The organism is Pricia antarctica, from assembly GCF_900101815.1.
Taxonomy (GTDB): domain Bacteria; phylum Bacteroidota; class Bacteroidia; order Flavobacteriales; family Flavobacteriaceae; genus Pricia; species Pricia antarctica.
On the sequence record NZ_FNAO01000001.1, the window covers coordinates 580,841 to 596,993 of the forward strand.

Below are 16,153 nucleotides of genomic sequence, written 5' to 3' on the forward strand. Positions count from 1 at the left end.
TTATAAAAATTAGGTTTTAAATCATTTTATAGCCCTCTAATGTTTTTTTTGCCGTCTCTTCCCAAACATATTCGGTCTGAATCTTTTCTTTCAGCCTGAAATTAAAAGGCGCATCGAAAGCTTTGTCGATAGCACTTCGGATTGAAGCCACATCATCTGGTTCGCAATAAAACGCATAATCCTCAAAATAATCACGGGTATCGCCTTTTTCGGTAATAACGATGTTTGTTTCCATAACACCAGCTTCCAGTGAAGAAAGGCCTGGGGTTTCCATCCAACTTATCAGCGCATGTACTTTAGCCAATTTATAAAAAATCGGTAATTTTTCGTGGGGTATCGCACCCATGAAGAACACGTTTTCTCCTGCGATAGCATGACAGGCATCTGTGAAGGTCTTGTCATTTTTCGTTTCGTTCCCTATAAGCACAAGCGGATATTGGTTACCTACGGCCTTAATCAGGTTCAAGGTTGATTTTCTTCCCTCTATTCGAGCAACGGAAAGAATACAATCTTTAAATTTTGAAATCTCTGTGTCTATGTTTTCTAGGTCGACCTTTTCAGGATTGAAGACATGGGTATCGACAGCATTCGGCACGACGACAAATTTGTAATTTTTCAATTGATATTCACGGGCTACTCTTTTCATCTCGGATAACGAATTGGGCAGAAAGACATCCACTTGCTCCGTCACTTTTTTAGCAAGCCGATAATATCCTCGAAAAAGCATATAATACACGCCTTTATTCATTCTTCCGTCTTTCAAGTGCCTCAAAAAGGTCTTGATGTAATTGATAGTGTAAGGTGAAAGTACATTGGCTACCTTTTGTGCAAATCCACCCCTTGCTTTCCGTTCGAACTCAGTATAAAGACCATAAATAGTCGAAAGCGCCACTTTTTTATCATGTTTTTTTGCGTGTTTGATTTGCATGTAAAGCTCTTGGGGATCCATTAGATTGAAGAGGTGAACTAGATCGTAGCCCGCCAGGTCAGGTTCCAGCTCGATACTAATATCGACCTCGACTCCTAATTTTTCCAAATACTGCTTGGTTTTTTCGATTTGGGTAGTATCTCCGCCCGGGGCAGAGTAAAGATTACTTCTGGATTGAAATAGGACTTTCATAATCAGATTTTCAATTTTGCTATAAAAATAAAAGCGGCACAAAGTATCAATTGCGGAACAAGAAAGAAGAGACCAGGTGCCACGATCCCTCCAACCGCCAAACGTGAGAAATTCAAACTAAATAAAACCAAAATGACAAACCAGCTCAATTTACCACTTCGAATAATGATTTCATAAAACAATCCCGCCAATGTACCCAAAAATAGGGCGTGCAGCACTATACCGAACCAGCCGAAATTCATGTAGGCCTCACCTGGCGAAGTGATGGTCATGCCTTCCCCTTCAAATTCCAATTGGTATTTGTCTTTAAGAATGACCCCGGTAAACCCTTTCTCGTGCAGACCGGCGGCCATTCCCAAATCGCTTAGCACGGTCTGCCCATAATAAAAATCGTCGGTCTTATCGGTGTTGTAAACAATATCCTCTAGATTACTTACATTGACCGCAGTAGTCCATGCCGTAGAGCCGATCGCACGATACGAAAGTTCTCCGGTGTGACGATAATAGCCTAACAGAGATAGGAAAACAATAAAGAAAATCCCCGTCAAAATATAGCGAAAGGAAATACCTTGTTCCTCCAAATATTTCTGGGTAAAAATAAGATAGGCCAAAAAGCAGCTTACTACCAAGTATGCTGCAGGGCCTCGAAAACCAATACCCATCACGAAAAACACCCCCACCAAAAGATAGAGAATCGAAATTAACTTGATTTTGTTAAGAACAAATTTTTCAATCGCAAACCGATAGACCAAGCTTACGCTAATTAAGGCATTACCGATGAGAATATATTTTCCCAGACCTGCTTTGGCACCCACCCGTGCACTTTCGAGGTCATCTAAAAAAATGGGGATTGTTCCCATTTTGAAAAAATATATAAAGAGGTATAAGGCGACCCCCGATAGAAAAAACAAATAAAACGCCCTTTTCCAATATTTAATATCCATACGAACATGGGTAACCATATCCTTCAAATTGGGAAACGTTTTAACCAACAGATAAATAGGGGCCAAATGTGCTGCCAAAATGAAAACGATAAGATAGGTCGCAAGTAAGCCCCGAGTTTTGAGAGTGGTATCGAAAAAAGGGAAATAACGCTCAAGCGCAAAAGGATAGAACATCAGAAAAAAAACAAAGGCGACCAAAAAGAAAATGGCCGGGTGGAGCACGTTAAAAAGTCTGATTTTTCTCAAAGAATCGGTCTCTTGTTTTCTTTGCCCAGATTTTGGTTTCCACCAGTTTTGGCCTCTTTCAGACCTTTAATCAAGGTAGAACTCATTATATTATGCGCTATTCGACAATGGTTGACTATCGTCGCCTTTTCAATTTCGGGATTCATCGCTTCCGAAGGTGCTATAAAGGCAAGGTCATTGACGATGTAGGGCCAGGGTAGACCCTTTACCTTGTTGTACCTAACCTCTATATAAAGAGACCTTATACCAAAATCACTCCATAAGATTTCATTGTTCAAATAAAATCCGGCAAAATATAAGTTGTTTACTCCTAGATCTTGCAGCAGTTTGAGATAATCGGGTTGGGACAGCTCAGTGCCACGATAGTAGAATTTATTTTCGACAACTGTGCCGTAGTTCGCGTTTAACCCAATCAATTCCTTTTCGAACTGCTTAATCATTTGATTTTCTGAACCGCTCATAAAGAGCGTTACGAAGTTATTGCCCTCATGTATGTTGTCTTTGGTGTTGGCGAATAAATCACGAATGGTATTCAACGGGGCCATGGCATAAAATGGCGACTCGTCAAATTTCACAATACCAACATTGTTCTTTTTAAGCAGTTCGATAGCCACATCTTTCATCTCCTTTGTATAAGATAGAACTCCTTCGTCAATCAAAAATAAATCGAGATCTTTGTTTCGTGAACGTACCGAATATATGCCGTTTTCTTTATCCAAAACACAATAAAAAGTATCAAAGCCTACATAAAATAAGTTTTTAATATTATTTTCCAAAAGGTAGACATCCATCCGGTCATCATTTAGTAAATGGATGCTACTGTCCAATTGTAATAAATTCTCATTGGGTGCTTCTAGGGACGGAGCATAAATAATTTTAGCACCCATTGCGTCAAACTTCTTAATTAAGGGATTTAAATTCTTAATCACTAGGGAGTCCAAAAACTCATTTTGCCAAACGTCGATAAGTACTAAGGCGCTTTTTTCGGCATCTACAACTGTCGAGTGGCTTTTGTCCAAATAAATGTTGTGATTGCCATCGTATTGTGATAGTGTATATTCAAAAGGCAAGGGGTGAGCGATTATCTCTCCGGCCTTATTATAAAAGCTGTCATCCAAATCATCGGCACATCCCGCAGTCAATGACATCACGGCCATTGTCAAAAGAAGGGATGGAGTTCCAAAGAATTTCAGGGTCATGATTTAGACGTTCGTTCGAAACGGCAAAGTTCAATTACTAATGGCCGCAAAATATTGTAGTAATTAGCAATGGCAAAGATACTATTTTTATGACGGTCAAGAATCAATAGGGTTGCAAGAAACTATTTTGCGTAATAATTACCAAGTTTTAGGTTTTCAATTGCCTAATGAAACTTTCTATTCTTATGGAACTGTCCGAAGAATTAAACTTTTCGGAATCATAATCATTCTTCAAGTCCTCGGATGCCAATACCAAATTAATCAGCTCTGTTGAATTATGCGCTACGTTGGCGCCCAAATCCTCAAACGAAAAATAGAGTCCCCCGTTCTCCGAAATATAGGATTCTTTATCGAATATAAAGGCAATTATAGGTTTTCCGGTAATCATGTAATCAAAAAGTATCGAAGAATAATCGGTTATGAGCACATCGGCAACAGCCAACAGTTCTTGGGTGTCTTCAGCCGAAACGTTCCAAACGTTTGATAAAGATTCGAAGAACACGTCATCAAATACACCTTTGTCCAAAGGATGGGGTTTGAAAAGAATTAACTTCTTTCCGAATTGGTTTATCATTTTATCTAGATTTACCAAGGCGCGTTTTATCTTTGAAGTCGCCGACTCGTTGTTTCGAAATGTCGGGGTATATAAAAAGGTGATACATTGTTCCAATGGGTCGGGAATTGTTAATCGCGCGCCTAAGTTTCTTTTGAGTTCCACGCTGCTTTCTATTTCCCTTATGAATTCAGTTCTGGGCTGCCCAAGTGGCAAAATTTTGGAACGTGACAAATGCATTGCCCCTTCGAAAATAAAAATGGTTTGGGGAGATGCCGAAACGAAATAGTCCCAACGCTCGTAGGGAAGTTTTCTTCCCGAGGCAATCAAATGCTCTATCCATATCCTTTCTTTCCGTGAATCGAATCCTATTTGCTTTATTGGGGTGCCGTGCCATAGGTTAATAACAATTCCCCTGATAGGAATGACCGGAAAGATATCCTTTACGTTATGCGATATAATGAAAAACGGGGCGCGAACGATTGCCCAAAATGCACTTAGACTCCATCGATAGAGACATCTATATCCCTTCTTCCTCAATTGTTTTACCTCTTTGCCGTTGGAGGAAATCCAAATAGGCTCAAAAGCGGGATTCTTTTGAAAATGAATAAATAAAAATTTTGGATTATCGGAAAAACGTCCGAATCCTGACCCAAAAAGCATCAAGCCATTTTTTGGCGGTACAATGGCACAGAGAAAGCCAAAAACTACTTTCTCTATAAACAGAGATGCAATACGCTTCATTGGGTGAATTGTTGGGTTATATTATGGCTTTTTATCCATCTACTTCATATGTCATGAGCCCTCATTTTCTCCATTTAGCTCAAGAATTAATTTTTTAGCCCCGAACAAACGGATAACAAGGACTATGGTCTGTGTAAACAACAACAAGTATACTATCCGGTTTACTGTAAGATATTTGTATAAGACTCCCAATAAAACTACATGTAATACAGATGCAAAAACTACGCTATAATTTGCATATTTTTCCTTGCCCAAAGCACCTAAAAAAGGATATCCTATCATTACCGCAGGCACGAAAAGAAGTGCAAGAACGCAAAAAATACGCAAGAGATTGGCGCTATCGGAAAAGTCTGGACCGAAAATCAGCAGAACTATCCAATTGCTTAAAAAAAAGACCCCTATGGCAACTATAGTGTTCAATGAAATAACTGTGACCAATATTTTTTTAAAGAGCTTCAAATTCCTTTTTTTTGCCATATACGGGTAAAGAGCGTCTCCCAAGGGTGCATAAACTACCGTCATTGCCATGAATATTTTTTCAGCTGCGCCAAAAATACCGGCAAAGTAATTGCCGAGGGCAAGGCCTGCAATAAACGTATTACTTGATGTGTAGAGCGCAGCTGCAGATCGTGATAGAAAGTATTGCGTACTATTGCCCAAAAGCCGTTTGATTTCCTGGACATCGGGCCTGGTAAATTTCACTTCAAAATATCTAAAAGCATAATACATCGAAAACAGCCCGCCTACAATAAAGCCGATAGAGTATAGCAATGGGACTTTGAAATAATCGCTTTCAGACTTGATAACGATAAAAATAAGAGCGGTAAAAAGGCCTTTTGCAATGACATTAACCCTTGTCATATACTTCATATTCTCCATCCCCTGAAAAAACCAGACCGGATTCAACACTTGTCCTATAACAATACCGAAACCTAAAAAATAAGCAACTTTATGCGTTTTTAAGTCTTCTATAGAGTACACCGATATCGCCAAAACAGCTACGGCCAAGAGTACTAAGACCAATTTAATATAATAGATATTACTGAAAATACGATCGATTTTTTCTTTGTCTTCTCGAAAAATGGAAACGTCCTTTGTTGCGGAAAGGTTAAAACCGTAATCACAAAGCACGAACAGATATTGCATTACGGCATAGACCATGAGTACGACCCCGTATTTTTCGGCGCCCAATACCCTGCCAAGATAGGGAAGGGTCAAAAACGGAAGCACCAAATTGACACCTTGCAATGAAAATAACGATACGAAATTCTTAAACAGTTGGTTCTTTCGAAACCTGCGATATGTATGCCTTATGTGAAACAAATGTGATATTCAAGATTCATAGTCGGCTTTTCATAAATGCAACTATCCGACTACAGGCCTTGCCATCACCATAGGGGTTATGGCGCTGGCTCATATCTTCGTAAGCTTTTTTATCGTTTAATAGGCGACTTGTTTCGCCGATAATTTTATCCGGATCGGTTCCGGTCAGGATAACCGTGCCGGCCTTAATGGCTTCGGTGCGCTCCGTCATATCTCGCATTACCAATACGGGCTTGCCCAGACTAGGGGCTTCTTCCTGCACCCCGCCACTATCGGTAATAATAATATAGCATCTATGCATCAACCATACAAAACTTGGATAGGACAAGGGTGCGATAAGTTTGATGTTATCGATTCTGTCTAACAATTCATATACCGGCTTTTGTACGTGGGGGTTCAGGTGTACCGGATAAATAATCTGAACCTCATCATGCCGCTTTGCAACTTCCGCCAAGGCCTTACAAATATTTACAAAGCCCTGTCCATGATTTTCACGACGGTGTCCGGTGACCAGAATCAATTTTTTGTTCGGGTTCCAGACCTGTTTTACTGCTTCTATTTCGGCATGTAAATAATCCGACTTGGTCACTTTATCGACACTGAGCTGCAGGGCATCGATAACCGTATTTCCTGTAATCTCTATGCTTTCATCAGCAACGTTTTCATTTAAAAGGTTCTGCCGTGCGGTAGCGGTAGGTGCAAAATGATAATCAGCGACTCTACCGGTAATCGATCGGTTCATTTCTTCTGGGAATGGAGATTTTTTATCAAAGGTTCGTAAACCTGCCTCCACATGACAAACCTGGGCCCCGGAATAAAAAGCGGCAATCGAAGTGGCCATGGTAGTTGTAGTATCACCATGTACGTAAACAAAATCAGGCTTAAAATCCTCAAGAATAGGTTTTAAACCTGTAATTATGTCGGCTGTCAATGAGAATAAATTTTGGTCGGGCTTCATAAGGTCCAAATCGTAGTCGGGCACGATATCGAAAAAATCAACTACTTGATCTAACATCTCCCTATGTTGGGCAGTAAGACAAACCTTGGTCTCAAATACATTTTCATTTTTTTGAAACTCCTTGACCAATGGAGCCATTTTTATGGCCTCGGGCCTTGTACCGAAAACTATTAGGTTTTTTGTTTTTTTCCTCATCCTAAAGAATACATATTAAAATTGGGGAGTCGACTTGAATACAGATTTTTAACTTCTAAGGTTTTTCAGGGTTTCGTTAATCATAGTTGAGGAAGTGCCTTTTGTATAGGGAAAATATATAATTTTGACGCCCACTTCCTCAAATTGCTCGTCTAATGCTTGCCATTTTTCCGATTCGAACCAGTCGTCTCCTACAAACATTACGTCAAACTTGATCCGCTGCCACATTTTAAATTTGTCCATGTCATTTTGTGGCACTACGGAATCTACATGCTTAATGTTTCTTACGATTTCCATTCTTTCTTGATGCGGAATGACTGCCTTTTTATTCTTGTATGCCACCAATTCATCACTAGTTACCCCTACGATAAGCTTATCGCACAGTCCCTTGGCATTCTTCAGAAGATTCAAATGACCAATATGGAAAAGATCATAGACCCCGGAAGTATAACCTACAACTATTTTTTCATCACCTCTTTTGTACATATCCTATCCTTATCTTTTGAATTAGTATTGGCTCCCTATTCAACTTATATCGTTTTTACCATCGCCACTCGGTAGTAAAATACTGCTTTTTAAAAAGTTCGATGTTTACGAACATCCATAATATTTGGCCTGCCCTTGATTCGGTTTTGCTTTTCGATATCAATTCGGGGAGGACTCCATCTTTAAGCCATGAGCAATTTACCAATAATTTGTTCGCCAACTCCTCTAAATTTTCGAACCATTCAGTAAGTGGTACGGGAAAGCCAACTTTCTTGCGGGTTATAATCTCTTCCGGAAGATACTTATAAGAAACCTCTCGCAACAAATATTTGGGAACATCTAACACCTCGCTATAGACTTCCGCCGTTTGATTTTTCGCCATTTGTTTCGATTTATCATCCAGCCATTTGAGTTTTAGACCATATGGAATTTTTTTATAGGCAAACTCAATCAAATTATGGTCTAAAAAAGGTACTCTCGCCTCCACCGAAGTTTGCATCGTAGTCATATCAACCCTTTGTAATAGCCCTTTTACATGGTATTGATGGAAAAAACGAAAAATATTTTCTTCATTATCGTGTTCCACAAACTGTTGTTGAATCATAGTGTCGAACTCTTTTCTATAATCTGTAGGAGTGTTGATCAATTCATCGCGCATGGCACGTGGGACATATTCGTAGTTCGCGATAAAATGGTCGTAAAAACTTTCGCCCGTTGGATGATTGACAAAATCGAAAGGCAATCTGAATATTCTCCCATAGCCCCCCATTAGCTCATCGGCACCTTCTCCGGAAAGCACAACGGTAATTTTTTCCTTTAACTTTGAGGACATGATGGCCAAAGGTATTTCGTTGGGCACTCCTAACGGCGAATCTTTCGCGGCAATAAGTCGTTCCCAGTTTGCGAGATAATCCTCTTTTTTCATTAAAATCTCATGGTGGGCCGTATCGTATTTTTCTGCTACTGTTCTGGCATATTTGAATTCGTTCATTTCTTCAAAGCCAATGGTATACGTGTTAACCTCACCTTTCTTTTTTAACGCGGTTATTGCCGTAATCAAACTAGAATCAACCCCTCCACTCAAATAAGTGCCCAGAGGTACGTCAGCAATCAATCGATATTCGATGGCCTTTTTAAGCTCAGCCTCAAATTCGATTTTGATTTGCTGCTCGTCGAATTCGGTCGAAACATTGAAGGCATTTGGCAATTCCCAATAGCTTTTTTCGGTAAAAGTCAAATCATTGGTATATCTATGAAAAGTACCTGGTTGAAGTTGCCAAATACCCTCAAAAAAAGTGTAGGGCGCTCGAATATAGCGATTCGCTAAATATTCGTCGACTGCCAAGGTATTGAATTTTGCCTCGACCAGACCGCTGTTCAGTATCGCCTTGATTTCAGAGGCAAATACTAAATTCACCCCGTCATTGTAATAGTAAAGAGGCTTTATTCCCAGTCGGTCGCGGATCAAAAAAAGTACTTCGGTTTCTACATTATAAAGCGCCATTGAAAACATACCGTTAGCGCGTTCTAAAAACCAGTCCACCCCATAATTCTGAACGGCTGCAAGAATTACCTCGGTATCGGAATCTGTTATAAAATCGTAGGTTATTTCTTTTTTAATCTCGTTAAAATTGTAAATCTCTCCATTGAAGACAACTTGCCAATGCCCGTCGGAGGAAGTCATGGGTTGATTTGCCACGTTCCGTAAATCGATTATACTTAGCCTTCGATGCCCTAAAGCCACTTTGTTTTGAGAAATATAAAACGCTCCCGAATCAGGCCCTCGATGAACTATTGATTCGGTCATTTTCACGATCCGTGCCTGTAAATCGTCGATTGTCTTTTTTGAGTATATTCCAGCTATTCCACACATATATACGTTAGCTATTATTTTGCAAACACGTTTTAAGGCTATCCCTCCAATAAGGAATTTCGATGCCCAAATTGGTTTTTATTTTTGTTTTGTCGAATACGCTAAAGAAAGGTCTCTTAGCTGGTGTCGGATAGTCATAGCTCATTATTGGCAACACCTTACATTCCAAACCAGATAGTTCAACTATGGCCTTGGTAAAATCGTACCAACTTGCTACACCTTCGTTACTATAGTGATAGCAGCCATATTTGTCGGTGTTGTTTCTAATAATTCCCAAAATAACATTTGCCAAATCGATGCCATAGGTTGGTGTTCCAATTTGGTCGCAAACCACACTCAAGCTTTCCCTTTCCCCTGCCAGGTTAAGCATTGTTTTCAAAAAATTATGTCCATATCCCGAATACAACCAAGAAGTCCTTAGAATGAAATATTCTTCCAAAAGATCCGTGATAGCCTTCTCTCCGCACAATTTTGTCTTCCCATAGACCCCAAGTGGATTCGTCGTTATATTTTCATCATAAGGTATCGATTGAAAGCCATCAAAAACGAAATCCGTAGAAATCTGAATCAATTTTATTTGATGGCTTTTACAAGCTTTTGCCAGATTAAGAACACCATCAACATTAATTTTTTTTGCCATTTCCGGTTCGGATTCAGCTTTATCCACGGCCGTATAGGCTGCGCAGTTAACACAAAATTGGAAAAATCCCGTTGCCAAAAAACGCTCGACTTCGATTTCTTTCGTTATGTCCAACTCGTCATAATCGACATAAACGAATTGGTAGGCTTCCGTATCGGCAGCAACTTCCCGAATACACGATGCCAGCTGCCCGTGGCCTCCTGTTACCAGTATTTTAGTCATAATCGAGCGTTTTCCAATGTAGGCAACAGCTTATCTTTTTTAGAGAGAAAAAGGTCTTTCCCAGGTAATTTCCAATCAATACCCAAGGTATTGTCGTTGTAGATTATTCCACCTTCCGAAGAAGCATTATAATTGTTGTCACATTTGTAAAAAAAATGTGCCGTATCCGACAGCACTACAAAACCATGTGCAAAACCTCTCGGGACAAAAAGTTGCTTTTTGTTTTCGTAGCTAAGTTCCAAGGCGATGTGTTCCCCGAAAGTGGATGAATCTTTCCGAAGATCTACAACAACATCAAGTACTACACCTTGAAGAACCATGACCAATTTAGCCTGCGCGTGTTCACCGATTTGATAATGCAAGGCTCTTACCACTCCCTTTTTGGAAAACGATTGATTATCTTGTACGAATGTAACCGGTCTACTTAAGATCGAGTCGAACTTTTTTTGGTTGAAGGACTCCATAAAGTAACCACGATCGTCTTCGAAAAGGGCCGGTTCGATTACGAAACAACCCTTAAGTCTAGTTTCGGTTACCTTCATGCATGTTTTTTTAAGATTCCCAATAAATTTTTACTGTAACCACTTTTCTTCAAGGGTTCGGCCAAATTCTTAAATTGTATTTCGTCGATGTATCCCATTTCATAAGCCGTGGCCTCTATCGCACCTATTTTTAGCCCTTGCCGTTCTTCAATAACCTCGACAAACTGCGAGGCTTGCATAAGGGACTGAAAAGTGCCAGTATCCAGCCAAGCGGTTCCTCTGTCCAAGATACTTACGTTCAATTTATCTCGCTGCAAATAGACTTTGTTTACATCTGTTATTTCAAGTTCCCCCCGATGGCTAGGCTTGATGCTTTTGGCGATTTCTATAACTTCGTTGTCGTAAAAATAGATTCCCGGTACGGCATAATTGGACTTTGGAACTGACGGTTTTTCTTCGATGCTAATCGCTTTTCCCTGATTGTCAAACTCAACTACCCCGTAACGTTCAGGATCGTGCACCCGATAGGCATAGATGATGCCCCCGTCGGGGTTGTTGTTCGACTGCAGCAGCTTAGCAAGGCCTGATCCATAAAAAATATTATCTCCTAGAATTAAAGCCACCTTATCATTACCGATAAAATCGGCTCCAATAATGAATGCTTCAGCAAGTCCATTAGGGGCGTTTTGAACCGCATAGGAAAATTGGCATCCATACTTCTCTCCGTCGCCCAGCAATTCTTTGAACAAAGATTGATCTTTTGGAGTAGAAATTATTAAAATTTCGCGGATACCTGAATTCATTAGCGTCGATAGTGGATAATAAATCATCGGTTTGTCGTAGATCGGCATCAATTGCTTGCTCACCGATAAAGTCAATGGGTGTAAACGCGTCCCAGAGCCGCCCGCTAGTATTATTCCTTTCATCTCTTAGTGGTTTGTGCTTTACAATTCCGCTTACACTCAGTAGCCATCAGTTTTTGATTTGGAACCGGTTAACCGTACATCTTCTCATAATATGCCTGATACTCTCCCGAAGTCACATTTTTCAACCAATTTTCATTATTCAAATACCAGTCTATGGTAAGCTCCAATCCTTGTTCAAAAGTAACCGATGGCTTCCATCCCAATTCTTTGTTGATTTTATGGGCATCAATCGCATATCGCAAATCATGGCCTGGACGATCTTTCACATAAGTGATTAATTTTTCGGAACTACCTTCAGACCTATTCAACTTTTGATCCATCAATCGACATAGCAGTATGACTAAATCGATGTTCTGCCATTCATTAAAACCGCCGATATTATAGGTCTCATGATTTTCGCCCTGATGGAAGACCAAATCTATTGCAGTAGCGTGATCTTTAACAAACAACCAATCGCGAGTGTATTTTCCATCACCATAAACCGGTAAGGCTTTCTGTTTAATAATATTATGAATAAAAAGGGGAATCAATTTTTCGGGAAACTGATTGGGACCATAATTGTTGGAACAATTCGTAATCACATACGGGAGCCCATAGGTTTCGCCATAAGCCCTAACAAAGTGGTCGGAACCAGCCTTGGAAGCAGAATATGGGGAGTTGGGGTCGTAAGCTGTGGTCTCTAAAAACAAACCTTTCGTCCCTAGAGAACCATAGACCTCGTCGGTGCTTACATGATAGAAACGTTTCTTATGGCTATCATCTTTCCAAACATCCCTTGCAGCGTTCAGCAAATTTACGGTTCCAATAATATTGGTATGTACAAAAGCCAACGGATCGGTGATGGAACGATCCACATGCGATTCTGCAGCAAGATGTATTATCCCATCAAAACAGTACCGTTCGAAAATAGTCCGTATAAATTTGGCATCTACTATATTCCCCTTAATAAAGGAATAGTTGGAGGCGGCTTCGACATCCTTCAGGTTTTCGAGATTACCCGCATAGGTTAGCTCATCCAAATTGAAAATATGGTGCTCGGGATATTTATTTACAAATTCACGTACAACGTGTGATCCTATAAACCCTGCCCCGCCTGTGATTAAAATTTTCATTTGATAGAATCTGTTTAAACCTAAGGTTTTTAGGTAATAGTAACCTATAAAATTCTAAATACCCGGTACGATAATGTCAGAGACTCAAAGCCTTTTTATTCAAATACTTTAATAGCGTCCAGAGGAAAAATAACCCTAAAAAAACCATTGGTAAAAGAATCAGGCTTTTGTTCAAAAATTGGTTTTTGACTTCTTGGGTCTTTCCGAAGCTAACAATTTTAACGGCTTCTTTTTGCTGAACGAGTTCAATCTGCTTGTCACCTATCTGCTTGATCAAGCCATTTTTCAATGCAAATAGACTGGGGATGTCCAGCGGCTCTTCTGCGTTCAACAAAAGCGTGCCTTCTTGACTTCCCATACCGGAATATGAATTTCCCAATTTTTGGGTATAGTTATTTATGAGCCCGTCAATCTGGGCTATGAGTTCTTTGTTTCGATCAATTCTATCCTCGGCATTCTTTTCATGTATGGTACGCATCTCAACAAAATAGGGATTGGCATTGATATAATCCAAAATCTTACCAACCACTTGTTGTCCATTAAACGGATTTTTATGTAAAAACTTTATTCTATGGGTCAGAACCGTTATGTCTAAAATTTCAGACTTGATAACCTCTGAAACAAATTCTTGGTCCTTGAAATTCTGAAGGATTTCAAGATAGTCGTTATCGTCTTTTATATTGTCTTTATCCTCCTTTTTTTTCTCAATGGGTTCGATACTAATGTCAAATCCTCTTAAATCGGAAATATCAACCCCTATATTATTCAAAAACTGAGTGTCTTTGGCAACAATATTGGCTTGTATCTCGTCAACGACATCGTAGAGATAATCCTTACTTTCAAAATTGGGTTTTACGATTACTTCCGTTTTCAATTGTTTGTCGACGGTACTGTTCAGTAAAAATCCAATGGCCAAACCCAACAAAATCAATCCTAATAACCAGAATATTTGTTTTTTGAGGTACAAAAATAGAAGAAGAAAACCTTCAAATAGACTCTCAAAACCTCTTCCGACCATATTTAGTAGCCTTCCCAAATCTATCTCATCAGACTCTGGTTGGGTATTCACAGGTTTATTATCTGCCATTTTTGGTTGCTATGAGTTAAAAATCTGCGTTAATATCTTGTCGGTAATTAAATAGGTCGGCTTAACACCAGTCGTCCCCAGACCACCTGAAGCCAGGGTGCTTCCAGTGACCAAAGGGTTATCCGAAGCATAATAGGCATACCTCACTTTGACGTCCTCCCGTATGCTCTTACGTATCCTTGAGGCCGATTGTACGGCCTTTTGGTAATGTACACCTTCCATTTCAAGGCCGATGACATTCCAGGTGCTCTGCTGGAAAAACTTCAATATATCCTTATTCTGCAAAGAGGTGCCCAAGACGGTGACCATGGTGCCCTCGAAAACTTTCAATCCGTGTCCCTTAAAATCTTCGGCGCAAAGTTCATTTTTAAAGGGATAATTATCTGCCGTTCCTTCGAAAATATGGGCCGATGGTATCATTAGATCACCTTTGCCGCCATCGAGAATGCCTGCTTTTCCCATGATGGATATGGAGGCCACATTTAATAGCACCTCCTTTTTCTTTCCTTCCTTATACGGTTTCAAAAGCTCGTCGATAGTCTCATACGCCTGCTCGCCAAAAGCGTAATCCATTACAAATATAACAGGTTTTTCGGCATCGGTGATTTCTTTTGACAGTTCGTAGCAACAAACCTCTTTCTCCATCTTGGCCGTATCGAACAACTGCACGTCGATATTGGTGCCCGAAAAGTCGTTGATGGCCACCATTCCGTTCTTTTTGGCCACCTTGATTACCTTCTCGCGTAGTTCCAGATTCAAAGAAGAGCTCAGGGATTCGTAGATTTTCAGGGATTCGTTATCGGGAAACTCCTTTTTTAGGGCATTTTTGGCGAACAATGAATTCATGACACTGTGCATATTGGCACTGATGATATGTATCGGGCGTTTTAGGAGTCCGTTTTTGCGTAAGGTTTCTTTGATGGTATCTGCCCAGCGTTCGCCGTGTATGTGGTGACCAAGACGTTCGCGCAGCAGTGCACTGAACGTTATAGTCCTTTTTTCGCCGGTGACCTCTTCTTCTACGGCCAGCTTGCCGAGCCAGTAAATGATTTCCAGAAAGCGTTCGGGGCGTTCTTTGGTCGAGAATCGTTCATGCACCGCCATAATTTCCACGAACGGTCGGCCCAGGATGTTGGCGGTATGGATTACGGCGACCTCCCTATCTGCTTGGGAAAGCTCCTCCTTTTTTACGAAAGCCTCCAGTTTCTTCCAATCGCGGATAGTCTTATCGGTATCTCCAATCAATACCTTTTTGCTAATTTTTTCGGATTCTATAAATAGGAAGGTCAGGTGGGTGAGAATATCATAAATATCCGAACGGCCTCGGGTTATCTCGACATTCATCTGCTCTTCGTCGATACGGTAGCAGTTACGGCGACGTTTTGGTGGAATAATGGGCTTAAAATGGGACCGCCCATAGCCTTCATCGGAGGTCAGGTTGATAAACCGGCACTGTTCTATGCCTTCGGGCAGACGTTCGAGCACGTAGATCAAACCATTAAGCTCGGCCTTATCCTCCCCGAGGGAGCCATAGATTTCGGGGCGCAGCTGCAGCAATGCATCCTTCAACGATTCGCCGGATACCCCGGTCGGCTTGTAAAATCCACGGTTGAACAGGTGCCGCATGGTGATATAGAGCCGCTCGATGGCGTTGGTCGATTCTTGAGCGCGGGTGGTTGTGATGGTCTTGCCCATAAATGGATTTAAGAGACTGTATTGAAATCTGTCGATTGCTTTTTTATGCTCTTTTTTGCATCCTTCATCGTTAAAATTTTATACCGTAGCTACGGCTATGCAAGAAAATTTTGCCTAAAAGGCTACAAAAATGACCTATAAAAATTCCAATCACAGACATCAAAACAGTCTCAGGCAAAATTACGGTTTTTTTGCAACCTTGTGCCTTGAATACCTACGAAGTAGCCATGAAACCTTGAATAGGGACATGCACCCTGCGATTTTATTGAGGTCTCGACGGCGCTTGATCTGACATGGCTGCTCGACCTGAATCATTGCACTTTCGAACCTTAAACCTTTCCCCTGAGT

Annotated in this window: 14 protein-coding genes; all 14 read right to left on the reverse strand. The window is 40.5% G+C overall.

Annotated elements, in window-relative coordinates:
• Positions 1-16: 16 nt before the first annotated feature.
• Entirely contained in the window at positions 17-1,120 is a 1,104-nt protein-coding gene (locus BLT07_RS02435; protein ID WP_091865330.1) for a glycosyltransferase family 4 protein, read from the reverse strand.
• Positions 1,121-1,122: 2 nt separating this feature from the next.
• Positions 1,123-2,310 carry an O-antigen polymerase gene (locus BLT07_RS02440; RefSeq protein ID WP_091865332.1) on the reverse strand — a complete coding sequence of 396 codons (1,188 nt, stop codon included), beginning with the start codon at positions 2,308-2,310 and terminating at the stop codon, positions 1,123-1,125.
• Positions 2,307-3,509, reverse strand: coding sequence for a cysteine hydrolase family protein (locus BLT07_RS02445; RefSeq protein ID WP_091865333.1), 1,203 nt, complete (start codon positions 3,507-3,509; stop codon positions 2,307-2,309). Before BLT07_RS02445 ends, BLT07_RS02440 begins: the two co-directional genes overlap by 4 nt.
• 148 nt (positions 3,510-3,657) lie before the next feature.
• Positions 3,658-4,806, reverse strand: a complete 1,149-nt coding sequence (locus BLT07_RS02450; RefSeq protein WP_091865335.1) for a CDP-glycerol glycerophosphotransferase family protein — start codon at positions 4,804-4,806, stop codon at positions 3,658-3,660.
• A 51-nt stretch (positions 4,807-4,857) separates the two neighbouring features.
• Positions 4,858-6,129 (reverse strand): flippase, encoded by a 1,272-nt coding sequence (locus BLT07_RS02455; protein WP_262503234.1) that lies wholly within the window; start codon positions 6,127-6,129, stop codon positions 4,858-4,860.
• A 16-nt stretch (positions 6,130-6,145) separates the two neighbouring features.
• Entirely contained in the window at positions 6,146-7,282 is a 1,137-nt protein-coding gene (wecB, locus tag BLT07_RS02460) for a non-hydrolyzing UDP-N-acetylglucosamine 2-epimerase (protein ID WP_091865339.1), read from the reverse strand.
• A 48-nt stretch (positions 7,283-7,330) separates the two neighbouring features.
• Positions 7,331-7,768: an FAD synthase family protein gene (locus BLT07_RS02465; RefSeq protein ID WP_217633276.1), complete on the reverse strand. Its 438-nt coding sequence runs from the start codon at positions 7,766-7,768 to the stop codon at positions 7,331-7,333.
• Positions 7,769-7,823: 55 nt separating this feature from the next.
• Positions 7,824-9,641: an asparagine synthase (glutamine-hydrolyzing) gene (asnB, locus tag BLT07_RS02470; RefSeq protein WP_091865342.1), complete on the reverse strand. Its 1,818-nt coding sequence runs from the start codon at positions 9,639-9,641 to the stop codon at positions 7,824-7,826.
• 7 nt (positions 9,642-9,648) lie between these two features.
• Positions 9,649-10,503 carry a dTDP-4-dehydrorhamnose reductase gene (gene rfbD, locus BLT07_RS02475; protein ID WP_091865344.1) on the reverse strand — a complete coding sequence of 285 codons (855 nt, stop codon included), beginning with the start codon at positions 10,501-10,503 and terminating at the stop codon, positions 9,649-9,651.
• A complete protein-coding gene (gene rfbC / locus BLT07_RS02480; RefSeq protein WP_091865346.1) occupies positions 10,500-11,045 on the reverse strand; it encodes a dTDP-4-dehydrorhamnose 3,5-epimerase in 546 nt (181 codons plus the stop codon). The genes rfbD and rfbC overlap by 4 nt, the downstream gene beginning before the upstream one ends.
• The gene (gene rfbA / locus BLT07_RS02485; RefSeq protein WP_091865348.1) at positions 11,042-11,911 is read right to left on the reverse strand and encodes a glucose-1-phosphate thymidylyltransferase RfbA; all 870 of its coding nucleotides are present in this window, start codon (positions 11,909-11,911) and stop codon (positions 11,042-11,044) included. Before rfbA ends, rfbC begins: the two co-directional genes overlap by 4 nt.
• Positions 11,912-11,979: 68 nt before the next feature.
• Complete coding sequence (rfbB, locus tag BLT07_RS02490; protein ID WP_091865350.1) at positions 11,980-13,023, reverse strand: dTDP-glucose 4,6-dehydratase; 1,044 nt, start codon at positions 13,021-13,023, stop codon at positions 11,980-11,982.
• 76 nt (positions 13,024-13,099) lie between these two features.
• Positions 13,100-14,110, reverse strand: coding sequence for a hypothetical protein (locus BLT07_RS02495; protein ID WP_091865352.1), 1,011 nt, complete (start codon positions 14,108-14,110; stop codon positions 13,100-13,102).
• 9 nt (positions 14,111-14,119) lie between these two features.
• Positions 14,120-15,805 (reverse strand): DUF6909 family protein, encoded by a 1,686-nt coding sequence (locus tag BLT07_RS02500; protein ID WP_091865354.1) that lies wholly within the window; start codon positions 15,803-15,805, stop codon positions 14,120-14,122.
• Between the last annotated feature and the right edge of the window lie 348 nt (positions 15,806-16,153).

Coding starts and splice junctions, on each gene's coding strand:
- BLT07_RS02435 (WP_091865330.1), bottom strand. CDS start 1,120: ATGAAAGTCCTATTTCAATCCAGAAGTAATCTTTACTCTGCCCCGGGC.
- BLT07_RS02445 (WP_091865333.1), bottom strand. CDS start 3,509: ATGACCCTGAAATTCTTTGGAACTCCATCCCTTCTTTTGACAATGGCC.
- BLT07_RS02450 (WP_091865335.1), bottom strand. CDS start 4,806: ATGAAGCGTATTGCATCTCTGTTTATAGAGAAAGTAGTTTTTGGCTTT.
- wecB (WP_091865339.1), bottom strand. CDS start 7,282: ATGAGGAAAAAAACAAAAAACCTAATAGTTTTCGGTACAAGGCCCGAG.
- BLT07_RS02465 (WP_217633276.1), bottom strand. CDS start 7,768: ATGTACAAAAGAGGTGATGAAAAAATAGTTGTAGGTTATACTTCCGGG.
- asnB (WP_091865342.1), bottom strand. CDS start 9,641: ATGTGTGGAATAGCTGGAATATACTCAAAAAAGACAATCGACGATTTA.
- rfbD (WP_091865344.1), bottom strand. CDS start 10,503: ATGACTAAAATACTGGTAACAGGAGGCCACGGGCAGCTGGCATCGTGT.
- rfbC (WP_091865346.1), bottom strand. CDS start 11,045: ATGAAGGTAACCGAAACTAGACTTAAGGGTTGTTTCGTAATCGAACCG.
- rfbA (WP_091865348.1), bottom strand. CDS start 11,911: ATGAAAGGAATAATACTAGCGGGCGGCTCTGGGACGCGTTTACACCCA.
- rfbB (WP_091865350.1), bottom strand. CDS start 13,023: ATGAAAATTTTAATCACAGGCGGGGCAGGGTTTATAGGATCACACGTT.
- BLT07_RS02495 (WP_091865352.1), bottom strand. CDS start 14,110: ATGGCAGATAATAAACCTGTGAATACCCAACCAGAGTCTGATGAGATA.
- BLT07_RS02500 (WP_091865354.1), bottom strand. CDS start 15,805: ATGGGCAAGACCATCACAACCACCCGCGCTCAAGAATCGACCAACGCC.